Source organism: Pseudomonas sp. WT-JTC (genome assembly GCF_056711565.1).
In genome coordinates this window covers 2,710,679-2,734,075 of the sequence record NZ_CM160042.1, presented here as the reverse complement: position 1 = coordinate 2,734,075, position 23,397 = coordinate 2,710,679, and the positions used below count along the sequence as shown (strand labels likewise).

The window sequence follows — 23,397 nt, the reverse complement described above, 5'->3', positions numbered from 1 at the left end:
ATATCTAACCGGTGTTGAGCTTGCTCGCCTGGTCACACTGTGGTTCGCGCAACGGGGGCCAGTCGTTCATAGACGATGGCTGGTGGCTGCCAACAGTGAACGACCGCAATGGGTCGGTGGCAGCCCTTCGTGACAGGCAGTAATCGGCCAGAAGCTGCCTCTCACCAAGGGCAGCCATCAGCCAGTAGCGGACGGTGGGCAGAGTGACGGCAAATCGGTTGTAGGGATGATCAGCTTCACAAGCACGGCAGCGTTACAAAACGCAAAGCGAGCATAACCACGCGTTGCACCTATTCATTGCCCTCGATACCAGCGAAGGCAACAATGCACTGAGGTAGAACGATGTATGGAGTGTGGCTAAATTCGTTTTTTAACGGTTGTGGTTAGACGCTCTACCAAGTGTAGAACTTGGTCAGGGTTATCGCGTCGCACGGGGTGTGCCAGCGGGTGTAAATCTCATTGACGGCGCTCTTTTGGCTTCGAGGCTAGCTTGGTCTCCAACTCAAAAATCTGCCTATCAATTTCTGCCAGCAGAGCACGTAACAATTTCTGCTGTCCTCTGCAGAAGTCCAAGCGGTATTGATTTTCAGGCTGTCGTCGCTCAGTAAGAAACGTTTTGAAGTCGTCTTCAAGGGCAGCTACAGAGTTGGCGTAAGATTTACTGGCTTCTTTGGTATTTGCTGCACCAGTCCTGGAGGTGCCAGAAGAATGGATAGCGTACCTATCAATCCAACTATTGAGGCTGGTAATGTTGGTTTCGTATGGTTCGCCTTTTGAGTTCATAACAAACTTACGCTTATTAGGTTTCTCGCCAGCAGCTGTAGCTTGAGCAACATGCTCTAACCACTTTTCAAGTACCAGTCTCCTCTTCGTTTCCCGCTCCAGCATCACCGACCAAGACATATTGCCTCCCCTGCTCTGCGTTGGACCGCTCTCAACGTCCGTGAGCACAACCCTTAAAGTGTAGCTCAAGCCGCCCAGCCGGGTGAAATCAAGCCGGGCTCAAGCAAGCCTAATACTTAATGATTGGCAATATAAAACTGTCTAACGGACTGCTATCGGCCAAAAGCGGTCTGTGGGGCGCGCCTCGTAAATCCAGGGCCACTCACAATTTTGACTCGATACGACTGACTTACTCGGGCCGGTAGCGGTATCGACTTTCCGACGCAGAATCATCATTACCGCAGGTACAAGGCGAGTTGCACTGCGGCTCGCGGATGGCCGCCGGCCACCCGCGAGCCAGTGCCATCAAGCCAGTAGCTTAAGCTCGTCTTTACCGTACTTGAGCGATTTCTCGTCTGGAATCATCAGGCCAGTGTGCTCGTTGCGCCCCTGCAGGATGAAGCGGGCGTTCGGGGTGCCCAACTGGGTAGCGGCCTGCTGGCTGTCGGTGCCGATCTCGCCCTTCTTCATGCGGTTGACGATCACCCCCACCGCCGTATCGTTGAAGTCGCGCAGCATCCAGGCATCGCCATCGCTGTCGCCAGCCACCAACACCGGGCCATAGCCCTTCTGTTTAACCAGCACGTTCTTGATGCCGACGGTCTTGCCCGGCCCGTAGTTGAAGTGCCAGTCCGGCTGATAGCGAGTGGTGTACTTGCCGCCTTCCATCGCCATGCGCAGGCCGATCACGTTCTCAGGCGGCACGCCGTATCCGTAATGAGGATTGCCCGCGAACACGCGTACCACATCGTCGATCGAGGCTGTGCTGACATAGACGTCGATGCCGTTGGCGCGCAGCGTGTGCATCAGGCCGCGGATTTCCTCATGGATGCGGATGCCATGAAAGTGCGTATCCGCCACCACCCCGGCCTTGCCCGGCAACGTGCGTGAGCTCTCGTACTTGACCTTGCGCAGCGCGTCGCCGATGGCGTAATTGTTGGAAGCCTCGGCCATCGCCTGCAACTCAGCCGTGGTCATGTTCTTGTAGAAATACAGAATCCACTTATAGCCGATCTCCACCGGGTAACTGTCGCAGATTGCGTCGTACATGAAGTAGAGCTTGGCGAGAAAATCCTTGTACTGCTCGCTGGCCTGAATCTCTTCCAGGCTCTTGTCGCCGGCGAGCCCCTTGTAGTTGGCGTGCAACCAGCGGTAATCCGCTTCTACGTCGCTGGCGATGTCTTCCATCTTGACCGGCTTGCCGTCCACCGTGGTGTAGTCCTTCATGAATGCGCCGTTCGGCACGTCCTGACGCACCACCTCAGCGAACTCATCGGGCGTCAGCTTGTACTGCAGATGATTGATCTGGTAGACCAGCAGTGCTTCTTCACAGTCGTTCATGATGCAGGTGTTGTCCCAGTCGAACACCGCGTACGGGCGCTGGTCAGGGCGGTAGGACGCGCTCTTGACGCCGTGCTCATCGATCACCGCCTGCAGACGCTTTTGGTTGAGCGGCGACCAGCGCGCCGGGTCCAGCGCACTTGGTGTGGCCGGGGGCGTGGCGGCTTGCGTTATGCGGGATGACAACAACAGCGGACTGACAACGGAAACGGTGGCGAGGGTGTTCAGAAACTGGCGACGCTGCATGGCATAGCTCCTACTTCTAGATGAGAGGTTACAACCGAGGCGATGGCGAAAGCGTGTTTCGAAATGCGGACGAGGGGAAGAAATCGTCCGGCCACGAGGCTAGCTCCAAATACACAAAAAAACAATGATGCCTCAGCATTCCACAAATATGACGCGCAGGCTGCGCCAGCCCAATGATCATGAGGCCGCGCCAAACTTGACAGCGACTGACGCCCCTCCACAATGCGTGCTCGGACAGCGACTCGAACAGCAGGGACACCCGGTATGTGGCAAGAAGAGCGTTACCAGCGGATCCGCGCACTGCTATCGACTTTGCAGCGCGTCACCACCGACCGCATCGTCACGGAGCTGAACGTTTCACGCGAGACGGTGCGACGCGACCTGGTCGCTCTGGAAGAACAGGGGGAGTTGAAGCGGATACACGGCGGCGCCATCCGCGTTGAAGACGAAGCGCCCATCGCCGAGCGGGCGAATATCAACGTCAAATTCAAGCGTGACCTCGCGCGCGCAGCGGTCAGCCTGCTGTCGCACGGACAGACTTTGTTTATCGACGCGGGCACCACCACCGTCATCCTCGCCGAAGAGCTGGCCAAGCTGGGAGGGCTGACCGTGATCACCAACTCGTTCAACGTGGCGTTGCAATTGCGTAATCCCGCTGTGCCAGGCGGCCAGCACAACGAGGTGATCGTACTGGGCGGTTCGCTCGACGACCGAGCTCCCGCTACGGTTGGCGGCACCACGGTGGCGGAAATTGGCCGCTATCGGGCCGACCTCGCGCTGTTATCTCCCGTCGGCATCGACGCCCAGCGCGGTGCCAGCAACTACGACCACCGCGAAGCCGAAGTGGCGCGCGCCATGGCCGACAATGCCGAAGGCGTGGTCATCCTCGCCGACTACAGCAAGATCGGCGTGGAGAGCCGCGTCGCTTTCTGCCCGCCAGAACGCATCGACGTGCTCATCACCAACCACAAGGCCAGTACCGAAGCGGCGTTCGCCGCACTGAACGCCAAGCTCAAACGTATTGTCCTGGCGTAGCAGTGGCTCGGCGGTTGCAACAGGCATTGACGCAGCGTGATGCTCTAGTGCGGCGCAACCGGGTAGATCTTGCACGACGCGACTCTCGGCGCGGGCAAACTGACCGTAACTGTATTGGCTGCGATCGCTTGCAATGGGTCGATTTCTGCACTTGGTGACGGGCAGTAATCCACAGCCAATAACGGTCATTCATTGTCTACAAAATCAGGGGCGATTCAGACAGTTGATTTTTATCAACTGCAAGCTCGACGGCGTTCCTTTCAATCGGGCAAGACTAATGGCTTGACGATCATCAAACTGCACGGTGCCCGGTTTAACACGCTCTCGGCAGTATCGCCGATAAACCGGTCACGCCCACGGTGATAAACCGTGCCCAGCACCACCATGTCAAAGGCATTCTGTTGAGCGAAAAGTCCGATGACCTTGTGGGGGACGCCTGTCAGTGAGTGTCGGCGTGTATTGCTGATGCAATAGCGCTCGGCAAGCACATCGAAAGCCTCTTGTTGGGCATCTTCAATTGCGTCCCTCAAACTGTTATCAAGACTGCCTGTCGGCACACTCATCGGCACATCGCTTATCTCTGACCAACGACTGACGTTAAGTAAGTGCAACTGGGCACCACAACTGGCCGCCAGAGTAGATGCCAGGTCGATTATTCGGTCATTTAATCCCCGAGTCAGCTCTTCCAGATGGGATAAATCGATCGCCGCGAGAATTTTCAAGGGTTTAGGATTTTTGGCGCTGGTAACCAGGTGCAGGGGAGTCGGACACTCGCGTAGCAGTCGCCAGTCCACAGGCCGGTGAAAGGCACGGTCAAGTGCCGGCACATAATGGGTGTCCTTGATTACCAGGTCCGGAAGAAAGTCGTTCACGTACTCAAGCAGGTTTGTCAGGCTCGACTTGGCCCAGACCACTTCGGTGGTCACCTGTATGCCGCCACATCGTTGAAACCGGGCCTGCTGCTCCAGCCAATGACGGTGCACCTGCAGGTAGCCTTCTCGTGCCTGAGCCATCGCATCATGGTCAAGCAGACCGGCTACCGCCAGTGCCTGGACATAATCGAACGCGACAATGTGCAATAAGGCAGCGGTTGCACCAGCCAAGGCATGTGCACGCTCAAACGCCGGGGTCAGGGTCATTTCGCTGGGGGCTATCAATAGAATGCGTTTGAGTTTGAGCATCACATACCTCGCCCTGAAACCTGCCTGAGTGCGAACCCGCCTGGCTGTCGGGGCCTTGAATCAAACGCCTGTTACTTCGAGTGAGCTCGTGACTGCAGCCAGCAAAATATCCGGCAATACAACGAACAAGTACGTTTTCATAATCGTCCCGTCGACTTGTTACGACTGGAAAGCGGTAGTTCGATTATTTGGAGTTATGCCGTGGGGAACCTGACTTTTATCAACTAATCAGCAGCTATCGTTAACGGAACGACTGGCTCTCGATTACTAAAACCCTTGTTGATTCAGCTCAACGATTTTCCGGCTTCTTGGCGTAGAAATACTCTGATTCACCGTCTCCCCTTTCACTGGAGATTTGCCATGCTGGCAGTCACGCTGATCAATACGCTGGTGGTCATCATCACCGTATTGATCCACTATGAATGCCTGTTACGCCTGAATGATTGGCTACCCCGGCTCAAGCTGTGGAGCCGCTTCAGAATCGTAGTTGGAGTGTTCGGCGCCCTCCTGGCCCACGCAATAGAGGTCTGGTGCTTTGCGCTGGTCTATTACCTGATGGTGCACTCAGGGAGATGGGGCAGCCTGACGGGAAACTTCGACGGTTCGCTGATGGACTGCGTTTACTTTTCCTTTACGACGTACACGACGATCGGCTTCGGCGATATTTCGCCTGTGGGTAACCTCAAATACTTGACCGGTCTACAAGCCCTTACCGGGCTGGTGCTCATCACGTGGACCGCATCCTTCCTGTTTCTGGAAATGCAGAAGTACTGGAAGCGCAAATAATCCCCTTTCTGACTCGTATCAGACTCAACTGTCGAACTGACGGTGTGCCATCAAGCCTGGTATAGACTCGATCTAGACGGCCAGAACGCAGCATGGCACCTGATACAGAATATGCTCGGTCGTGCTGCCCAGAAGCTTGTCCACACCGTGGGACTGAACTCTGCCCATCACGATCACATCCACATTGTGTTCATTAGCAAACTCACTCAACGCTGTGACCGGGTTTCCCTCAATGAAATGTCGACGATCGGAGGGCACTCCGAACCGACCTGCCAACCCCAGAAAAGAATTTTCCAGGTCTCTGCGAAGCGCTTTGGTCAGGTCAGCAAGTGTCAGGCCGCCCATGTCCGCCAGAAAAGCGGCCGAGATATCGCAGGCGTATAGCAAATGCAGCTCGGCGTTGCACTGCATCGCAAGGCTGCAAGCCTGTTTGATGATTCGGTCGTTCAGTCCATTGTCGGTTGACTCGATATCCGATACCTCGACCGCTGCTACAACCTTGCGGGGCAAAACGAAGCTGCTCCCGCCTACCAGATAGACCGGCACCAGACAGTGACGCAACAAGTGCCAATCCAACGGGGTGAAGAAGGCTCGCTTGAGCACGGACTCATGCTGAACCTCCTTGATCAACAAGTCGGGCTGCATGTCCGTGACGTGATCAATGATGTCTTGCTTCATGTCTTCAACCCAGGCCACCTCGGAGGTCACCTCTATCCCCCTGTCACGCAAATTTTCGGCCTGAGCCTTAAGCCAGCCGCGATGGTCCTGCAGGTATCGCTCCCGAGCCGATTCTCGATCGCCCTCTTCAAGCAGCGATAACCATTTGAACTAGGGGATAAGCGCCGCGATATGCAAACTTGCACCGCTAGCCTTGGCCAGCGCCGCTGCACGATTCATGGCTGGAGAATGGCGCAAGGCCGGGTTGATGATCAGTAACAGGCTTTGATACTGGCTCATGATAAATCTCCCGTGGGGTGGATATTCGACGCAGGCCGACTCTGTGTAGACGTCAGTGATTGGCCATCAATGTCCATTGCCGGCTCAGCCTAGGCTTCATGTCCCTACAGTTGCTCGGCACTTAGATAATCGCTCATGAACTTCTCCGCCAGAGGATCAGGCAACCAGCAGGTTTTTCCTCGATTCTGAGAGTCTGAAGCGCTCATGACTTGATTTGCATCAAGTCTCAAAGATTGCATATGAACTGAATTGCGCATGTGAGCCAGCCGACGGAACGGTTTTTTACCCGCTTGTCTGTTACGCCCACAATAGTTTGGAACAAAAGGTGGTTTGGGCAGGTAGCACCTATGCTTATCCCATCCATTTCGGGGCATTTAGGTCATGTCTGAAGCCAGGCCGTTTCAAAGTCAAAACCTCAAGTCTGCATGTTCCAACTGCAGCGTCCTGGAACTGTGCCTGCCGCTTGGCCTTACCGGTCTGGAAATCGAACGCCTGGACACACTGATCGTGCAACGATTGAAGGTCAAAAAGGGCGCGGCGCTTTACCGCGCAGGCGACCCTTTGCGTTCGCTGTATGCGGTGCGAATCGGTTCGTTCAAGACCAGCGTGCTTTCGGTCGATGGTCGCGAGCAAGTCACAGGGTTCCAGATCCCCGGCGAAATGCTTGGTCTAGACGCCATCAGCACCGATCTGCATGCATGTAATGCAGTTGCCTTGGAAGATAGCGAGGTCTGCCCCGTCCATTTTTCTCACCTGGAAAAACTTGCTCGAGAACTGCCTTCATTGCAGCACAACCTGAACAAAATCCTCAGCAGGGAAATCGTTCGCGATCACGACATGCTGATGATGCTGGGTAACATGAACTCGGATGAACGCTTGGCCGCTTTTCTCCTGAATTGGTCGCAGCGCTTGAATACCCGCGGTTATTCGTCCAGCAGCTTTGTGCTGAAAATGCGTCGGGAGGAAATTGGCTCTTACCTGGGCCTGCGCCTTGAAACCATCTGTCGGGGCATCGCGCACCTGCGTGACCAGGGAGTGGTGGAAATAAACGGACGCGACGTCAACATCCTGAACATGGACGAGCTTAAGCAACTGATCATGGGCTGCCATCGCAATCTCCGCTGACACCTGTTGACTGGAGAACCTTCATGCGTGCCATGGTTCTGGCTGGCGCTGTTGCGCACAGGTCAGTTCAACGGCGCAATAGTGCTCATTCCCTGACACGCGACCTGACCACCAAAATACTGCCCGCCACAGAGTACAGCGCTCGCTCTGTGTTGCTACCGATCAACCGGTCGAGCCCCACCCGATGCGCAGTGCCCATCACCACTACATCGGCCAGGTATTGCTCGACAAACTCACTGATCACCGGCACCGGCAGTCCCATGACGAAATGCCGTCGCTCCGGTGGCACCCCGTAGCGCTCCGCCAGTGCAACAAACGCCTGGTGCAAGGATTGACGCAGCTCTTCGCTGAGATCCACGCCCCAACCGCCCCCGGCCAATGGCGCGTCGCTGTTGAAAGCGGGCGATAAATCATAGGCGTAAAGCAGGTGTAACGGCGCATCGCATTGCAGAGCCAGGGCGTTGGCGGTTTGAATGATGGTGTCGTTCAATCCGCTGATTTGTGTCGACGGATCGAACGGATCCACTGCTGCCACGATTCGGTGCGGCAAGCTGTACCGGACATGGTTGACCAGATGCACGGGGATCGGGCATTCACGCAATAAGTGACAATCAAGCGGGGTGATGAACACCCGCTTGAGCACAGGTTCAAAGGTCACATCCTTGATCAACAGGTCGGGCTTGAGATCTCCGACCGTCTTCAAAATATCCAGCAGCGGATGGGTGGTGAAGACGGCTTTGACCGTCACGTCCAGCCCCAGGTCGCTGAGTCGATCGAGCTCTTCGGCCTCCCAGCGGCGGTAGTGACGCAAGTACCGCTGTTGCTCTGCGTCGTCGACTTTTTCTTGCCATAAATGAACCACCGGCGCCGGTTCGACAAAGGCCCGCACATCCAGTACGGCCCCGGCTGCCTTAGCCAATGCGACGGCACGCAACTGGGCGGGAGACTGATGCAGGGTTTGGTCAGAGATCAGCAGAAAACGTAGATATTGACCCATCACACACCTCCGTTCGACTCCGGTCATACAGTGCCAGCATGCTTTCAAGACTGCGCTCTATCACCTCGTGCGGTTTGATTTACATCAAGCACACGCAAACCAGTGCCGCCGGCACAGCTGTCTGATCCAGATCAGATTCAAGCATCGACAGCGGTGCAGAAAAGGATTCAAACGCGGTTCTTTTGCCGCATGCCAACCTTTCAAACCGCACAGGAGGAACACCCCATGCTTACCGTCAAAGACCACAATGATCGGGCCGCGGCACCCTCCGCCGCGGTCGACGGCCAATACTGGATCGAAGCGCTCAGGGACGGGCGATACCTGCTGATTCGGCCACTGGCGGAGAAGGATCGCGACCGTGAATACGCATTCATCAAACGGCTGTCTCCCGAGTCCCGCCACATGCGTTTTCTCGCGCAGATCAACGAACCCGGTGCTGCGATGCTCAATCAGTTGATGGACACGGATCATAACCAGCGTGTGGCCTACATCGCTTTGGTCCATGACAACGGGCATCTGGTCGAGATCGGCATCAGCCGTTACGCGGCCACTCGCGAGCATGAGTGTGAGTGTGAATGTGAATGTGCCGTAACGGTCGCCGATGAATGGCAGTACCTGGGTCTGGGCACATTGCTGATGGAACATCTGATCAAGGCGGCCCGCAAAAACGGCTTTCGCCAGATGTATTCGGTGGACGCCTCCAGCAATACCCCAATGCGCGACCTGGTCAAGGCGCTCGGATTCGAGACGCACAATGATCCCGACGACAGCCGTCAGGTGATTCATCGTCTTTACCTGTAGAAAATCGCCCCCGCGATGTTCCGGCCAACGGCTCATCGAGGGGCGATCAATCCCTCAGGATTGCAGTATTCTTCCTGGCTTGATCGCCAGCACACTGCACGGCGCCCGATGCAGGAGTTGCTCGGCCGTGGTTCCGAGTAATTTGCTCAAGCCCTTGTGCTGCACCGTGCCCATGACAATGACATCGCTGCGGTACTCGAAGACAAACTCACAAATACTCGGCACGGGTGCCCCCTCTATGAAGTGACGACGCTCCGGTGACACGCCGTGGCGTTCAGCGATGGCCGCAAATGCTTCACGCTGAACCGCTCCCAACATTTCATAAGTTCCGGTGTCCAACGGCAATGCGGCAAAGCCCATGTCCTGGACGTATACAGCCGTCCAGTCATACACATGCAGCAACTCAAGACTGGCATCACAGACCGCGGCCAGTTTCGCCGCAGCGTCGATAATCTGGTCGTTGAACACACGGTCCTGATCCTCATCGCGCAACACATCAATGATGGCCAGTACGTTGCGTGGTCGGGCATTCAGCGGAGTAGTCACCAGATGCACCGGCACAGGACAATCGCGCAGCAGCTGCCAATCCAGCGGTGTAAAAAACACGCGCTTGAGCGCCGATTCTTCCTGGGCGTCCTTGATGATCAGCATCAGCGGCATCTCATTGATGAAGTTCAGAATCTCCTCATAAGGATGCTGTACCCATACCACTTCGCTGGTGACCTCGACGCCGTGCTTGCTCATCAGTCCGGCCTGCTCCACGAGCCATTGGCGATGGGTTTGCAGATAGCCGTCCCGAGCTAGACTGAATTGTTCCGGGGCGAACAGCCCGGCCACCGCCAGGGCCTGTGAATAGTCGAACGCAACGATGTGTAACGGCAATTGCATCACAAGCGCAAGCGCGGCAGCCCGGTCGAATGCCGGTGTCCGAGTCATGGCTGAAGGAGCAATCAAGAGTAAACGCTGAGATTGCGACATAGGGCACCTCGGCACACGGCCATTTCAATCCAGGAGTAGAACCACAGATTGATTGCTCCTTGTTCCGACCACTTGATTTTTATCAGTTGCGCACGCGATATCCTTCAGAGCAGCCCCATCCCCGCCCACAACGCCAGGGTCAGCAACACCTGGCCCGGGATCACGTAAGCGGCGAAGCGTCGCCCGCCGCTTACCCACGCCACCACGCATTTGCTGACGGAGTTGCTGCTGATCGCAATCAGCACAGGCCCGACAATGGCATCGAAGGGCAACTGACCGGACTTGGCCAGCGTGGCAATCGACGCCGTGGAAGCATGCGCATCAGCAAAACCGCTGAATGTGGCCGTCAACATCACCCCCAGCTGGCCGAAATGGCTGAGCATCACAGACGAAACAAAGGTAATGCCGGTCATGGTCAATGTGACGATCAGGGCCAACTTGAGGTTGAACGCCCCACCGACTTTGATCGGCTGGTTGGCCTCGGTCGCTGACTTGGGAAACATCAGGCATACCCCATACAACGTCGTGGCGGCCGCTCCGGACATCAATGGCCCCCACATATGGCTCAGTAAACCGGGGTCGACCGCCCCCAGAATCAAGCCGACCTGCGTAACGGTGGCCATATTGGACAGGATCGCTGCCGCACTCAGGACCTTGATATTGTCGGGCTGCCGGGCGACGAGATGGCCCATGGCAGCGATCGTCACGGTGCTGGAAGCGAAACCGGAGGCAATCGCGCTGATCGCATATCCGTACCGCGTCCCCAGGGTCCGAACGGCAATATGTCCAATCGCCCCCACCGCCATCAGCAATACGGTCAGGCTGCAAATGGTGCGTAGATTGATGGCAACGTAGGGACCGATAAAGCGGTCCGGTGCCAAGGGCAGCACGACAAGAGCAACCGTCAGGAGGATAAGGCCGTCGCCTAATTCCGCATCAGTCAATTGGCTGCGGGCAAAGTGGTGCAGCTTCTCTCGATAAGTCAGTAGCCCTGCCATCACCACGCCGATAGCAATCGCTAGCTCAGGGTTCATGCCACACAACGCCCCCAATACCAGCACCGTAAATAATGCTACTTCACTGGTCACCCCGGGGTCGTCGCTCAGGCTTCGCCAATAAGCCACAGTGACGAGCAATCCCAGAGCGATGACCACGATGCCCACCAGCAAACCGCCACCGACCTGCATCGCCACATAACCCAGCAACACCGTAATGGCGAACGTCCGTAAACCGGCACAAGCGCGGGTCTCGCCCTGATCCTTATGCCGTTCGCGTTCAAGACCGATGAGCATGCCAATCCCCAGCGCTGCGGCTGCTCCTGTCAGCCCAATGGCTCCGTTCATTGGATCTTCATCTGCTTGAACTGCGCCCCGCACTGGTCCACGTTGTTACTCCATGCGGTCGGCGCAAACCCGTTTGCCATTGGGATAAGCCATTTGACAGCCAGACATCCGTCTTGTGTCGTCTGCCAGGCGAGCACCAACTGGCCAGACATGGGGCGCCTCGATACGTGCCTTGAGCAGGCCAACAAACGCCTGTGCTTCTCCCAAGCTGTTGAAGTTCACTTTCAAGGCATCCATGCACACGACCCAGCAATGGCTTGCCGGCTTCTCCGTGATATCAATGATCATAGATACCTCCGTACTGCTTCGAGTAAGCGCGGACATCCTCAAGGGGTGATTGCGACCTTCATCACACCGTCCCGTTGGTGGGCAAACAATTCATAGGCCGCTTCAATATCATCGAGTTTGAAGCGGTGGGTCACCAGTGGCGACAGGTCCACACCACCACTGTGCACTACGGCCATCAAGCGGCGCATGCGCTCTTTCCCCCCCGGGCACAGGGTGGTGACAATGCTGTAGTCGCCCAATCCTGCGGCAAAGGCATCCTGGGGAATGCGAAGATCGCTGGAGTAAACGCCAAGGCTGGATAGTCGACCACCCGGGCGTAGCACGCGTAACGCGGATTCGAAAGTTCCCTGGGTACCCAATGCCTCGATGGACACATCAACACCACGGCCATCGGTCAGCGCCATGATCTGCTCGACCACATTGCCGTCCTTGAAGTTGACGACATGGGTCGCACCCAACCGTCGCGCGACGCTCATCCGCTCGGCCACGGCATCCACGCCAATGATTGTCGTCGCGCCTTTGAGCCGTGCTCCCGCCACCGCGCACAGGCCGATGGGACCCAGGGCAAACACGGCAACGGTATCGCCGATATTCACCTCGCCCCGCTCTGCACCGGAAAACCCGGTGGACATGATGTCCGGACACATCAATACCTGCTCGTCGCTGAGTCCGTCGGGAATCGGGCATAAATTGGCAAGTGCGTCCGGTACCAGCACGTACTCGGCCTGGCAACCGTCAATGCTGTTGCCGAACTTCCAGCCGCCGGTAGCACGAAAGCCATGGCGGGTATCTGGCCCATCCTGGGAACCGCAGCCGCACAGGCAAGCGTAACTTTGTCCGCTGGGCGTGATGGCGCCGGCAATAACCCGCTGCCCTTCGAAAAAACCGCGCACCTGCGACCCCAGTCGCTCAATGACGCCCACTGGCTCGTGGCCCACGGTCAGCCCTTTGGCCACTGGATATTCACCGCGCAGGATGTGCACGTCGGTGCCGCAAATGGTCGTGGTGGTGATACGGATCAATGCATCCAGCGGTCCGACTTCAGGGACGGGTTTGTCTTCCAGCACGATCCGGTTCTTTTCAACGAAAACAGCCGCTCTCATGGTTGCCACGGTGATCCCTTCTTTAAGTGCGTAAGCCAAAGTTCAGCACGAGCCCAAAGACTGCACCGGGGAGCCAGGCGAAAGATTGATAATGGTCAACAATTTCGTCACTGGACAAAGCCCGGACAACCGCACGTCGGGCAACACCATCCATTCCCTTCCCTTTGACAAAGATCAAACCCGGCGCCCTAATCAGCGGCAGGCTAAGAGCAAGGCTTTACTGCCCAATAACGCCGCAGCATTGGGGCAATGCGATTGCGCGATTACCTACCGGAGATCCGTCATGTCTGATCAATTACGCTTCATGCTGGTCGTCTCGCCGCTGATGGAAAACAGCCCCGCCTTCGACCGGGCCGCTGCTTTGGCCAAGGCTTCAGGTGCTGCCCTGCACATCGTGGCGTTCGACTATCTTGAAGGGCTGGCGACTGCCGGAATGGTCAACGAACAGGCGCTGGAACAGATGCGACGGGGCTATGTCGAGCGCCATCGTCAGTGGCTGGAAGACCAGGCCCGCCCCTTGCGCAAGATCGGTGTGCATGTCACCACGGAAGTCATCTGGGTCGAAAGGCCCTTGCAGGAAATCCTCATTCATCTCAAAGAACAGCCGATGGCCGTACTGATCAAGGCGTTGGAACACGAATCGCTGCTGTCACGCCTGATGTTTACGCCACTGGATATCCACCTGCTACGTGAATGCCCGGTGCCCCTGCATTTTGTCAGTCATTTACACAACGCTTTGCCGCGCAAGATCGTCGCCGCCGTTGACCCTTTTCATTCTGATGACCAATACGAAGGCTTCAACGACAGAATTCTGCGTGAGGCCTCCAAACTGGCGAGCACCTGTAACGCAAAACTGGACGTGATCTACGCCCATGACCTTTCCAGTATCAGTGCGGACGAATTCGGTTTCAGTAATGGCTCGGCGTTTTTCTCCTCGGGAAAAGCCAAGACATTATTCGATGCGCAGACTGATGCGTTTCGCGACCTTTCTGAACGCAATGGCATCCCGCCGGAACACCAGCACATGATCATGGGCAATCCGGCCAAGGTGCTTTCCAGCTACGCGGGGGCCTATGACACCGATGTGATTGTCATGGGGCGCGTTGGACACCGCGGCATGGAGCGGTTGGTTGGCAGTACGGTGGAACATCTGCTGTACAAGTTACCCTGCAGCGTGTGGGTGGTTTCCCCAGAAAAAATCTGAACGATGGATAAAGCGCGTTTCAACAAAACAGGTAACGGGAGAATGAGGAGTGAACGCTCAATTGACCAAAGCTACCCATCGGTTTCTTGTGTGCCTGCTGGCATTCGTGCCAGCGATCGCCGGCGCCGAGACCCTTGAACGGATACGAAACAATCAGTCAGTCGTTCTGGGGTATGTGCCTGACTTCGCCCCTTTCAGTATCCAGCAGGGTGACAAAGCCAACGGTTATGCGATTGATCTCTGCTTGAACATCGTCAACACAATAAAGACCGAGCTGAACCTGCCTTCATTGCAAGTGCGCTACCAACCCGTTCAATTGGGCGAAGAAACCAGCGCCGTCAGTACGGGAAAAATCGACATTCTCTGCACACCGACGCCAGCAACGCTGGAACGCCGTAAAACAGTCAGCTACTCGATTCCTGTCTACACTGCCGGCTTATCAGCCGTTGTCAGCAAAAATGCGCCCAACGCGTTGCTCAGGGTTCTCAAAGGTGAAGTATCTAAAACCGGCCCGACCTGGCGCACAGACATCAACCGCGCACTGGCCAACATGACCTATGCCACGATCGCTGGCGGGGTAACCGAGCAGTGGATCAATCAACAAATGCGGTCCTTGGGCGTGGTCGCTACACTCGTCACGGTGGCAGACGCCAGCGCGGGTCTCAAGCGTGTTGCCGATGGCAAGGCGGATGTTTTCTTTGCCGAACGCACGATGCTCACGCATGACCTGGCCGACAAATATTCCAACGAAAAAATTGTACTGCTCGATCGAATATTTGAGTATTCAGCGACCTCGCTGATGGTTGATCGAGACGATGAAAACTTCCGCTTGCTCGTCGATACCGCGCTCAGCGAGATGTATCGCTCGGGTGAGGTTGAGCACGCATACGACAAACATTTAGGGGGTACCAGCGACACATCCCGGATGCTGTTCAAGCTCTATGCCCTGCCTTGAAAGCGGCAACCAGCATTTCTGTATGCGTTGAAAAGAGTCTCAGCGCATATCGACAGATGAATCGCTTGCTGCCCTTCGCAACAAGCGGCAATTGGCCGTTTTCAGTCTGTCGCAACAGGTAGAAAACGGCCATTTCCGGTCGCTCGTGACTGATCACAGTCGACCCGGTGCAGGCAGGCGGCCAGCGTGGAATGAATCTGTTCCCTTTCTCGCGGATGGGGATCCATGCTGAGTCGAAGCAGATCCGGCTCATCACCCACCGTGAGAACCAAATCTTTACTTGTGAGTAAAGTCGAGCTACCGAGCAGCAAGCCGCCTGTACAGTGACAGCACAGAACAAGGCAATTACAATTTGATTAACATCCAGCGACTTAAGCGATTGAATACCCCATGGAAAGCAAGACTGCGCGCCTCACTGTACTCATTGACCCCATCAAGAAAAAAGCTTTCGAGGAACTCTGTGCAGCACAAGACCTGACGCCTTCACAGGTGGTCCGTCAACTGATTCGTGACTACCTGGATACTCACGGTGCCAGCTATTCGACCAAGAGTAAGCATGCCACCAACACCAAGTCATAATCCAACACGGACAGTTAGCCTCTAGAGAGTCGACGTACCCTCTACGTGACTGACCGCGTTGGCCAGTGCGATGTTGAAATCGGCGTGGTAATGCTCCGGGCCGATTTCTTGCAGGATCCCCACCCTATCGAGTTTGCCGAGCACCTTTGTGTTCGCTTCGCAGAGTTTCACCACGATATTCCGCTTGTGCAGCTGCTGAATAACCTCCTCCAGCACTTGCAAGCCCGTGATATCCATGAACGGTACGCGCTTCAGACGAATAATCAGCAGGCGTGGGTCGGTATGGGTCTGTGCTAACACACGCTCGAAGGTCTCAGCCGCGCCAAAGAACAATGGCCCTTCAATCGTATAAATCAGTATCCCTGGCGGCAGGCGAGCATGCCCGTTGGCCCTCAGCTCTTCTTCAAGTTCGTGTTCGACTATCTGCTGCACCTCCACAGATGAGGCCATGCGGCGCATAAAGTGCAGCATCGCGAGAATGACGCCGATATTCACGGCGATCACCAAGTCACTGAACACGGTGAGGCTGCAGGTGATGAGCAGGATGGATACATCTGCGCGTGGGGCTCGCTGGACCATGCGCTTGAAGTGTTTCAACTCGCTCATGTTGTACGCGACCACGAAAAGAATGGCGGCCAGGGCGCACAGTGGGATGTTTGAGGCTAGAGGTGCCAGGAACAGAATAATAAGCACCAAGGTGACCGCGTGCGTAATGCCGGCCAGTGGGCTCGTGCCGCCGTTACGGATATTGGTTGCAGTACGGGCAATGGCTCCGGTAGCTGCGAAGCCGCCAAACAATGGCGTGACCAGGTTGGCCACCCCCTGACCGATCAGTTCCTGATTGGAATTATGCTTAGTGCCCGCCATACCATCGGCCACCATTGCGGACAGCAGCGATTCGATTGCTCCAAGCATGGCGATAGTGAACGCCGGACCAATCAAATCGATGACGCGGGACAACGTGATTTCAGGCAGGCTAAACGCGGGAAGACCTTGAGGTATGCCACCAAATGCGCTGCCAATCGTGGCGACTCCCTCGAAATGAAAGGTTGTCTGTATCGCTGTAGCGACCGCCATTGCGACTAGCGGGCCAGGCACCCGTTTGAGACCGGGAATTTTGGAAGCGGTGATTACCAGGAAAAGACTGAGCGCAGCCAGCAGGGTGGTGGCCATATGAAGATCCGGGAGTGCCTGTAGCAAATGCCAGAGCTTTTCATGGAAGTGCTCTCCACTGATCGTCGGTAAACCGAAAAAGTCTTTCCACTGCCCGACCCAGATGATCACGCCGATGCCCGCGGTGAATCCGACGATCACTGGATCGGGGATAAACTTGATGATTGCACCGAGCCGGGAAATACCCAGCAAAAACAACATGGCCCCCGCCATCATCGTGGCGATTTGCAGGCCGTCAACGCCATGCTTGGCCGTGACTCCCGCCAGAATCACGATGAACGCACCTGTCGGCCCGGCAATCTGCAGGCGGCTTCCCCCAAAGAGTGAAACCAGCAGGCCGCCGATGATTGCGGTGTAGATGCCTTGCTCTGGCTTGACGCCAGACGCAATGGCAAACGCCATTGCCAGGGGGAGTGCCACTACCCCTACGATCACGCCAGACACCATATTGCGAAGCCAGTGTCCTCGCCCCAACAACCCCGCCTTCCATGCCTCGCCTATCGCAATCATGGCTAGCTCCTCAGTGGATGCATGTGCATAATATTAACATGCAGTGTTAATTGAAATACCCTAGACCCACTGCGTCGTGCGGCTGGAAATGTTTATAGCGAAGACTCGCATGAGGCTGAACGGGCGCGCACTGCAAATAGAAAATTCGAGAGCGCGTGTAGCGTGGTGACTGACATGAATCGTAAAGCTGTGAAAAGCAAACATGCCGAAGGCGTGACCTTTGACACCCATGTGATCGCAAACCCGACCAACCCCAAAGAGTGGATTGTGTTCTTCAAGAAGGACGCCGGCAGAAGTTATTTCTTGGTTGATGACAACGAGGAGGTCGAGTCTTTCGGGCATCTGGATGACTTGATCGCCGAACTTCGAGACTTGGGACTCAAGACCGCTGAAATCCATTTTTAACCCTCGGGTTACGCCCTGGAGACATGATCATGTCAGTGAAGGTCGAGCTTCTATCCAGTCAAAGCAAAGCTCTTAGGTCTGTATGGCTTGGCATCCGACGAGTGCAGTTTCGGCATGAAAAAAGTGCTCAGGACCATGCAACCAGGCTCAAGGAGAGAATCGGGGCTCCGCATGTTTTCCCTCGACGTTGTGAGCCAGCGAAAATTCATAGCTTATAGAGACAGGCAAGGTCGAACCCCACCTGGCATGTCTATCTGCTTGTTGTACAAAGGATCTGGTTGAACTCGCGACCTTCGGTAAAAAGGCCGAGCAGCCCAATCGCCAGTCTTGAAATCTGTAACAGATAGGCGTGTTACTACAAAGGGGTGACTGTTTTTGGCCGGTTGATGCCTGATATGACAGGCAGCTTTGGGTTGTGGATTCAACCGGTCGACGCAACAGAAATCGACCAAGTGCGAACACACGGATTCCGTCCATTAGCGCGAATCGACGAACTACTCCGTAACAACCGCGGTACCTAACGACTTTCGTAGATAGGTTGCCGATGCAGGACACAAATGCTTGAACTGGAGGGTTTGACTGATAGCGACCGGCGCTTCACCCCTATCGAAAATTTCATACCCGTTGGCTGTAAAAAGTCCAGTCGCGCTTTGAGTTAACAAATGCAACCGAAGCACACCTTGGAAGGCAGCATATCGCTCCAGCTCTGACAGCACTGCTTTGCCAAGCCCTTTCCCGCGATGCGAATCACTAACGACTAGTGAGCGAAGCAGCATGTCTTGATCACAACCCTCCAGTCCTCCGTACGCGATCCATTTTCCGTCCATCTCAAAACGGAAAAACTGCCTACCCGGTTCGCTTAAATCATCAAAGGGCAATGCGGCTTGACTCAGAGCCTCACGGAGTTGACTCAATCCGCTCGCCTCGATTTTAAACATCTGCATCATCAGTCCTTCTATTAGCTCCCAAAGCACTCAACGCTAGCAGACTTAGCCGTTGTGGCCTTGTCGCCGGTCGACGCGGTATTGGTCCCTTTGGGTCGATTTCTGTTAGTCATGACAGGCAGAAAACGGCTGTTTGCCGCCCTTCATGACAGGCAGAAAACGGCCAGAAGGAGACATTCGTTTGCGTCGGGATGCCCCCTATTCAGTCGTCAGGCATTAAGCACTGTTGAGATGGTCGCGTATGAACTCGATGAACCGCCGGGGCTTCGCAGGAAGCAGCCGTGTTTCGGTCAGTGCGTAGACCGAGATGCGAGTGCAACTACGACGAGATGTGCCACATCCTCGAAGGCACCGTGCGCCTGACCGATGCGGACGGCGTGGCGAAGACCTTCGGGCCGGGGGGATTCGTTCGTGGTGGCGGCGGGGTTCAAGGGAACCCGGGAAAACATCACGCGGGGGCGCAAGGTGTATTTCATTCGCGGATGCGTTCGGCCCTGGCAAGCCGGGACGATGCGTCGTGCGAGCAATCAGGCCTGCGCCTCGCCTGGGAACGCCGGCAGCCCGTACGTCAACGCAAGTTCCAAGGCCGGTTACAAGGGGTATAACTATCAGAACAAAAGGCGGGTCACCCGGAACAGGCCCTCCAAAGGCAGCGCCCGGGCCAGGCGCCCCAAGCCTGATCGGCGCCTGCGGCGCGGAGCGATGTGATGAGTTCCAGAACATGGCGATGGGCTCGCAAGAGCCTTCTTGTTGGCTGCATAGAGCTGGCCTTGCTGGTCGCTCCACTGTGCGCCAGTGCCATGTTCAAGTGCCAGGCCAGGGACGGAGCCATCAGCTACACCAGCCAAGCCATCGCCAGCGCCCGCTGCACTCGCCTGAATGGCATGGCGGGCGCCGGTGTCGGCGCCAAGGCAATGGCCCTGCCACGGCTTGTGCGGGACGACAACCCGGACGCGGTGCGGATTCGGGTGTGGACCTTCATCCACAAGGGTATTCGTCAATATGTGAGCCGGCGCCCCGTCGGGATCTCCGCACGGGTCGATGTCCTTGAGCTCTATTACATCAAGGGCTGCTATCTGTGCATGGCGCCGAAGGATTTCAAGGTCGCCTCACTGCGCCTGGACACCCATTCCTATCGGCGGGAGATCGAAGCTGCTTCGGATCATTATGGTGTCGACAGGGCGCTGATCCGCGCGGTGATGCATGCCGAATCGGCGTTTCGCCCCAACGCCATTTCCGAAGCCGGCGCCCAGGGGCTGATGCAGTTGATGCCCGCCACCGCCGAGCGCTTCGCCGTGGACAATCCGTTCGACGCACGACAGAACATTCGTGGCGGCGTGCGCTACCTGGCCTGGCTGCTCAAGCGCTTCAACGGCAACCAGGTGCTGGCGTTGGCAGGTTACAACGCCGGCGAAGCGTCCGTGGTCGAGTACAACGGGGTGCCTCCCTACGCCGAGACGCAATCCTACGTCACCCTCGTGCAGTCCTTGACCGAACGCTATCGCAACGATCGCGAGTACCGTAGGGCGCATAACCCGCAATAGGTCATACGGCGGGCGGGGAATGGCTCAACCGAACTTCCACGCTCACCGGTAGCTATCTTCGCGCGATGAGGCTGTCGCATGGGCCGCGCGGATCGCGAGGGCCTGTCGCTGCAACCAAGAGCTGCGCGTCTTTGGGTTTGACCCGGAGTCTTGAGAGTGGTCGTGTAGCTGTGCGTCTTTGCTTGCACACTGCAATGTCTACGATTTTACAGCAGGAGCGCGTCCGAAGATTGATCTAGGCTTGAATGACATCCTGCGGGAGAAACACCATGTCCCTCGCTCTCGGAAATCTGTCCGTTCTTGCCATGGGTGCCTTCTTTTGCACAGTCGCATGCAGTGCAGACTCCATCGCCCCACCGGCGATACTGCCATTGCAATCCGAAACGGCGCCAATACTCACCGCCTATCCGCCACTTGCCGAGCCGCTCGCTCGCGGCGTTGTGATTATCCAGTATCGAACCGAGCACGCCAGGATCATGCCGGTGTTTGGTAAAGAGGCTGTAGAAGTATCACCCCGCCTCGGCCACCTTCACGTGACCGTCGACAACTGGAGCGGCACATGGGCACACACCAGTGAAGACCCGATTATCCTGGTCGGACTCAAGCCCGGCAGTCACAAGCTTCTTCTGGAAGTGGCCGACCCGAATCACAGGATCCTCACCAGCACGACAGTGAGTTTCAGCGTTCCGGAAAAGAAATCAACCGACGCCCCTCACACTGACGATGGCCAAGGAGTAAAGCCATGACAATACCCTGGTTCTCCCTTGGATGACCGGAATGGGATACCTTGGCGACCCCGTTCCTCATTGCTCAGGGAGAGCAGCATGTCTGTGAAAATCGAACGTTCGGAAAATGTGACTGAAGCAGAGCGGCTGGCAATCCTGACACCGTTGCTGGCCCACAACCTGGCCAACGGTGGTGACGACGCCCATGAAACTTTCGCCCTGTTGCTTCGGGCCCCTGACAGTAACGAAGTCATTGGCGGGCTGTACGGGAAGATCTCTTATCGATGGCTGCTCATCGATCTGGTCAGCGTCCCCGAGTCGATGCGCGGCCAAGGCATCGGAGAACAGTTGATGCGCAAGGCCGAAGAAGTTGCGCGGGAGAAGCAGTGCGTTGGCATCTGGCTGGAGACTTTCAGTTTCCAGGCGCCCGGGTTTTATCGAAAACTTGGTTACGTTGAATTCGGGCGTTTGGCGGATTATCCGCCGGGGCATATGCGGTTTTATTATCAGAAGAGGTTGGGCTGATGGTGGGGCGGATTTTGGGGTGATAGCTGCGCTTTGTAGTGGGTAGCTATCGGCCACGAGCCGACACTCGGTCAGCTCAACTTTTAGCCACTTGGTCGAATCTTCAACGCATCGATTTTTTGGCTTTGAAGAAAACAGGGGGCAGTTTTTTACCTGCCCCCCAAGTTGCCTAACCTCGCAGGAAAGCGAGCAAATCGGCATTGATTGTATCGGCGTTCGTCGTAGGCATTCCGTGCGGGAAGCCCGAATAGGTTTTCAGCGTGCTGTTTTGCAATAGCTTGGCCGACAACAGTCCAGAATCTTCATAAGGCACGATCTGGTCATCATCCCCATGCATCACCAGCACGGGGATCGTGATGCTTTTTAGATCTTCGGTAAAGTCGGTCTGGGAAAAGGCCACGATCCCGTCATAGTGTGCCTTTGCGCAGCCCATCATGCCTTGTCGCCACCAGTTCCGGATGATGCCCTCGGACGGTTTTGCACCAGGGCGGTTATAACCGTAGAAAGGTCCAGCTGGAACGTCATGGTAGAACTGTGCGCGGTTGGCCTTCAGCTGTGCCTGCAAGTCATCGAAAACCGACTTTGGCAAACCGCCTGGATTGCTCGGCGTCTGAACCATCAAGGGTGGCACGGCGCTGATGATGGCGGCCTTCGACACTCGATCTTCGCCGTGGCGCGCAATGTAATGGATGACTTCACCACCGCCGGTGGAGTGCCCCACATGAGCTGCACCTTGCACCCCAAGATGGTTGACCACGGCCGCGACGTCATCGGCATAGTGATCCATGTCATGCCCGTCCCAGACCTGACTGGATCGCCCGTGGCCACGCCGGTCGTGTGCAATGACCCGGTAGCCGTTCGCCAGGAAAAACAGCATCTGCGCATCCCAGTCGTCCGCACTGAGTGGCCATCCGTGATGAAAGAAGATCACCTGGGCATCGCGTGGACCCCAGTCTTTGTAAAATATCTCAACACCGTCCTGCGTAGTGACATAACCCATGTTCACATCTCCCGAATGAAATGGAGGGCATGACCAATCGTGTTCTGATCTTGACCCTTGCTGAGCCTCGCCCTTGGTGAATAACGTGCAGTCCATCCAATAGGCGGTTCCCAGGGAATGGTCCTGGTCTGGTTTTCCCTACCCCTGAATTCCATGGCGTCTCAGCAACGCATCACCTCTGCGCCACTTGGCCGCCAAATCACTTTAGGTTTAAAGTCAACTTTAAGGTCAATGGCTTTTTGGGGGGGAATATGAGAATAGGCGAACTGGCGAAAATCAGTGGGCTGGCGCCTTCACGCATCCGCTTTTACGAAGCGAGCGGCCTGATCAAATCTGTCGCGCGCAAAGCCAATGGGTATCGCGACTATGCACCTGACACGGAATGGGTTCTGGAGATCATCACGGGCGCACAGGCCGCGGGTTTTTCATTGGACGAAATCCGACAATTACTGCCGATGAATGCGAACGGCTGGAAGCATGAAGAGCTGCTCAGCGGGCTCAAGCGCAAGGTCGAGGAAATCGAAATCCTCCAGCAACGGCTGGCCCGGAACAAAGCGCAACTGCTGCTGGTGATCGATGGCGTTGAAAGCAAGCCCGAAGGCATGGGTTGCGTGGATAACACCCAGTTGTTATTGCATCGTCTGCGCGAGGAAGGTGCGGCGACAGCACCGCGTGGCCGCGATATCGCGTCGTCCAAGTGAAGCGTGGCC

At 56.3% G+C, this 23,397-nt stretch carries 24 protein-coding genes and 2 pseudogenes; 13 read left to right on the top strand and 13 right to left on the bottom strand.

Annotation, left to right across the window (positions count from 1 at the left end; translation table 11 throughout):
* Nucleotides 1-456: 456 nt before the first annotated feature.
* A complete protein-coding gene (locus AC06G5_RS12555) occupies nucleotides 457-903 on the bottom strand; it encodes a hypothetical protein (RefSeq protein ID WP_480459586.1) in 447 nt (148 codons plus the stop codon).
* 345 nt (nucleotides 904-1,248) lie between these two features.
* Nucleotides 1,249-2,529: a haloacid dehalogenase-like hydrolase gene (locus tag AC06G5_RS12550; protein WP_413422270.1), complete on the bottom strand. Its 1,281-nt coding sequence runs from the start codon at nucleotides 2,527-2,529 to the stop codon at nucleotides 1,249-1,251.
* A gap of 264 nt (nucleotides 2,530-2,793) precedes the next feature.
* Here AC06G5_RS12550 and AC06G5_RS12545 point away from each other — a divergent pair, with 264 nt between their 5' ends.
* On the top strand, nucleotides 2,794-3,564 hold the full coding sequence (locus AC06G5_RS12545; protein ID WP_413422272.1) for a DeoR/GlpR family DNA-binding transcription regulator: 771 nt from the start codon (nucleotides 2,794-2,796) through the stop codon (nucleotides 3,562-3,564).
* Nucleotides 3,565-3,824: 260 nt separating this feature from the next.
* Here the strand turns inward: AC06G5_RS12545 and AC06G5_RS12540 are convergent, their stop codons facing one another.
* Nucleotides 3,825-4,745: a universal stress protein gene (locus tag AC06G5_RS12540; RefSeq protein ID WP_413422274.1), complete on the bottom strand. Its 921-nt coding sequence runs from the start codon at nucleotides 4,743-4,745 to the stop codon at nucleotides 3,825-3,827.
* A gap of 360 nt (nucleotides 4,746-5,105) precedes the next feature.
* On the opposite strand from AC06G5_RS12540, the gene AC06G5_RS12535 reads away from it, so the two are divergent.
* The gene (locus tag AC06G5_RS12535) at nucleotides 5,106-5,531 is read left to right on the top strand and encodes a potassium channel family protein (protein WP_413705058.1); all 426 of its coding nucleotides are present in this window, start codon (nucleotides 5,106-5,108) and stop codon (nucleotides 5,529-5,531) included.
* A gap of 72 nt (nucleotides 5,532-5,603) precedes the next feature.
* On the opposite strand, the pseudogene AC06G5_RS12530 reads toward AC06G5_RS12535, so the two are convergent.
* A pseudogene (locus AC06G5_RS12530) lies at nucleotides 5,604-6,488 on the bottom strand (universal stress protein).
* Nucleotides 6,489-6,869: 381 nt separating this feature from the next.
* Here AC06G5_RS12530 and fnr point away from each other — a divergent pair.
* Nucleotides 6,870-7,613 (top strand): fumarate/nitrate reduction transcriptional regulator Fnr, encoded by a 744-nt coding sequence (fnr, locus tag AC06G5_RS12525; protein WP_413422280.1) that lies wholly within the window; start codon nucleotides 6,870-6,872, stop codon nucleotides 7,611-7,613.
* Between the two features lie 85 nt (nucleotides 7,614-7,698).
* On the opposite strand, the gene AC06G5_RS12520 is transcribed toward fnr, so the two are convergent.
* Entirely contained in the window at nucleotides 7,699-8,610 is a 912-nt protein-coding gene (locus AC06G5_RS12520; RefSeq protein WP_413422449.1) for a universal stress protein, read from the bottom strand.
* A 225-nt stretch (nucleotides 8,611-8,835) separates the two neighbouring features.
* Between AC06G5_RS12520 and AC06G5_RS12515 the strand changes: the two genes are divergently transcribed.
* Nucleotides 8,836-9,411, top strand: a complete 576-nt coding sequence (locus AC06G5_RS12515) for a GNAT family N-acetyltransferase (protein ID WP_413705060.1) — start codon at nucleotides 8,836-8,838, stop codon at nucleotides 9,409-9,411.
* A 54-nt stretch (nucleotides 9,412-9,465) separates the two neighbouring features.
* On the opposite strand, the gene AC06G5_RS12510 is transcribed toward AC06G5_RS12515, so the two are convergent.
* The 4 genes from AC06G5_RS12510 to AC06G5_RS12495 form a co-directional block, all read right to left on the bottom strand.
* Nucleotides 9,466-10,389: a universal stress protein gene (locus tag AC06G5_RS12510; protein WP_413705061.1), complete on the bottom strand. Its 924-nt coding sequence runs from the start codon at nucleotides 10,387-10,389 to the stop codon at nucleotides 9,466-9,468.
* Nucleotides 10,390-10,493: 104 nt separating this feature from the next.
* A complete protein-coding gene (locus AC06G5_RS12505; RefSeq protein ID WP_480459583.1) occupies nucleotides 10,494-11,732 on the bottom strand; it encodes an MgtC/SapB family protein in 1,239 nt (412 codons plus the stop codon).
* Between the two features lie 45 nt (nucleotides 11,733-11,777).
* Complete coding sequence (locus tag AC06G5_RS12500; protein ID WP_413422288.1) at nucleotides 11,778-12,020, bottom strand: hypothetical protein; 243 nt, start codon at nucleotides 12,018-12,020, stop codon at nucleotides 11,778-11,780.
* A 38-nt stretch (nucleotides 12,021-12,058) separates the two neighbouring features.
* The gene (locus tag AC06G5_RS12495) at nucleotides 12,059-13,132 is read right to left on the bottom strand and encodes an NAD(P)-dependent alcohol dehydrogenase (protein ID WP_413422290.1); all 1,074 of its coding nucleotides are present in this window, start codon (nucleotides 13,130-13,132) and stop codon (nucleotides 12,059-12,061) included.
* A 274-nt stretch (nucleotides 13,133-13,406) separates the two neighbouring features.
* On the opposite strand from AC06G5_RS12495, the gene AC06G5_RS12490 reads away from it, so the two are divergent.
* From AC06G5_RS12490 to AC06G5_RS12480, 3 genes are all read left to right on the top strand, one after another.
* Entirely contained in the window at nucleotides 13,407-14,327 is a 921-nt protein-coding gene (locus AC06G5_RS12490) for a universal stress protein (protein WP_413705484.1), read from the top strand.
* Nucleotides 14,328-14,376: 49 nt separating this feature from the next.
* Entirely contained in the window at nucleotides 14,377-15,282 is a 906-nt protein-coding gene (locus AC06G5_RS12485; protein WP_413705063.1) for an amino acid ABC transporter substrate-binding protein, read from the top strand.
* Nucleotides 15,283-15,672: 390 nt separating this feature from the next.
* On the top strand, nucleotides 15,673-15,861 hold the full coding sequence (locus tag AC06G5_RS12480) for a ribbon-helix-helix protein, CopG family (RefSeq protein WP_057399463.1): 189 nt from the start codon (nucleotides 15,673-15,675) through the stop codon (nucleotides 15,859-15,861).
* A gap of 21 nt (nucleotides 15,862-15,882) precedes the next feature.
* Here AC06G5_RS12480 and AC06G5_RS12475 read toward each other — a convergent pair whose 3' ends face one another.
* Nucleotides 15,883-17,544, bottom strand: coding sequence for a SulP family inorganic anion transporter (locus AC06G5_RS12475; RefSeq protein ID WP_413422295.1), 1,662 nt, complete (start codon nucleotides 17,542-17,544; stop codon nucleotides 15,883-15,885).
* A gap of 174 nt (nucleotides 17,545-17,718) precedes the next feature.
* Here AC06G5_RS12475 and AC06G5_RS12470 point away from each other — a divergent pair, with 174 nt between their 5' ends.
* Nucleotides 17,719-17,949: a hypothetical protein gene (locus AC06G5_RS12470; protein WP_032828974.1), complete on the top strand. Its 231-nt coding sequence runs from the start codon at nucleotides 17,719-17,721 to the stop codon at nucleotides 17,947-17,949.
* 494 nt (nucleotides 17,950-18,443) lie between these two features.
* On the opposite strand, the gene arsN2 is transcribed toward AC06G5_RS12470, so the two are convergent.
* On the bottom strand, nucleotides 18,444-18,896 hold the full coding sequence (gene arsN2, locus AC06G5_RS12465; protein WP_413705064.1) for an arsenic resistance N-acetyltransferase ArsN2: 453 nt from the start codon (nucleotides 18,894-18,896) through the stop codon (nucleotides 18,444-18,446).
* A gap of 213 nt (nucleotides 18,897-19,109) precedes the next feature.
* A pseudogene (locus AC06G5_RS12460) lies at nucleotides 19,110-19,202 on the bottom strand (LysR family transcriptional regulator); the annotation flags it as partial.
* Nucleotides 19,203-19,222: 20 nt separating this feature from the next.
* On the opposite strand from AC06G5_RS12460, the gene AC06G5_RS12455 reads away from it, so the two are divergent.
* The 4 genes from AC06G5_RS12455 (at nucleotide 19,223) to AC06G5_RS12440 (ending at nucleotide 21,687) form a co-directional block, all read left to right on the top strand.
* On the top strand, nucleotides 19,223-19,498 hold the full coding sequence (locus AC06G5_RS12455; RefSeq protein ID WP_413422453.1) for a hypothetical protein: 276 nt from the start codon (nucleotides 19,223-19,225) through the stop codon (nucleotides 19,496-19,498).
* Nucleotides 19,499-19,600: 102 nt separating this feature from the next.
* Nucleotides 19,601-20,437, top strand: coding sequence for a lytic transglycosylase domain-containing protein (locus tag AC06G5_RS12450; RefSeq protein WP_413422299.1), 837 nt, complete (start codon nucleotides 19,601-19,603; stop codon nucleotides 20,435-20,437).
* 269 nt (nucleotides 20,438-20,706) lie between these two features.
* The gene (locus tag AC06G5_RS12445) at nucleotides 20,707-21,183 is read left to right on the top strand and encodes a DUF6130 family protein (RefSeq protein WP_413422301.1); all 477 of its coding nucleotides are present in this window, start codon (nucleotides 20,707-20,709) and stop codon (nucleotides 21,181-21,183) included.
* A 78-nt stretch (nucleotides 21,184-21,261) separates the two neighbouring features.
* Nucleotides 21,262-21,687 carry a GNAT family N-acetyltransferase gene (locus tag AC06G5_RS12440; RefSeq protein WP_413422303.1) on the top strand — a complete coding sequence of 142 codons (426 nt, stop codon included), beginning with the start codon at nucleotides 21,262-21,264 and terminating at the stop codon, nucleotides 21,685-21,687.
* 169 nt (nucleotides 21,688-21,856) lie between these two features.
* On the opposite strand, the gene AC06G5_RS12435 is transcribed toward AC06G5_RS12440, so the two are convergent.
* Entirely contained in the window at nucleotides 21,857-22,687 is an 831-nt protein-coding gene (locus tag AC06G5_RS12435) for an alpha/beta fold hydrolase (RefSeq protein WP_413422305.1), read from the bottom strand.
* Nucleotides 22,688-22,938: 251 nt separating this feature from the next.
* Between AC06G5_RS12435 and AC06G5_RS12430 the strand changes: the two genes are divergently transcribed.
* Nucleotides 22,939-23,388, top strand: a complete 450-nt coding sequence (locus tag AC06G5_RS12430) for a MerR family transcriptional regulator (RefSeq protein WP_480459581.1) — start codon at nucleotides 22,939-22,941, stop codon at nucleotides 23,386-23,388.
* Nucleotides 23,389-23,397 lie beyond the last annotated feature (9 nt).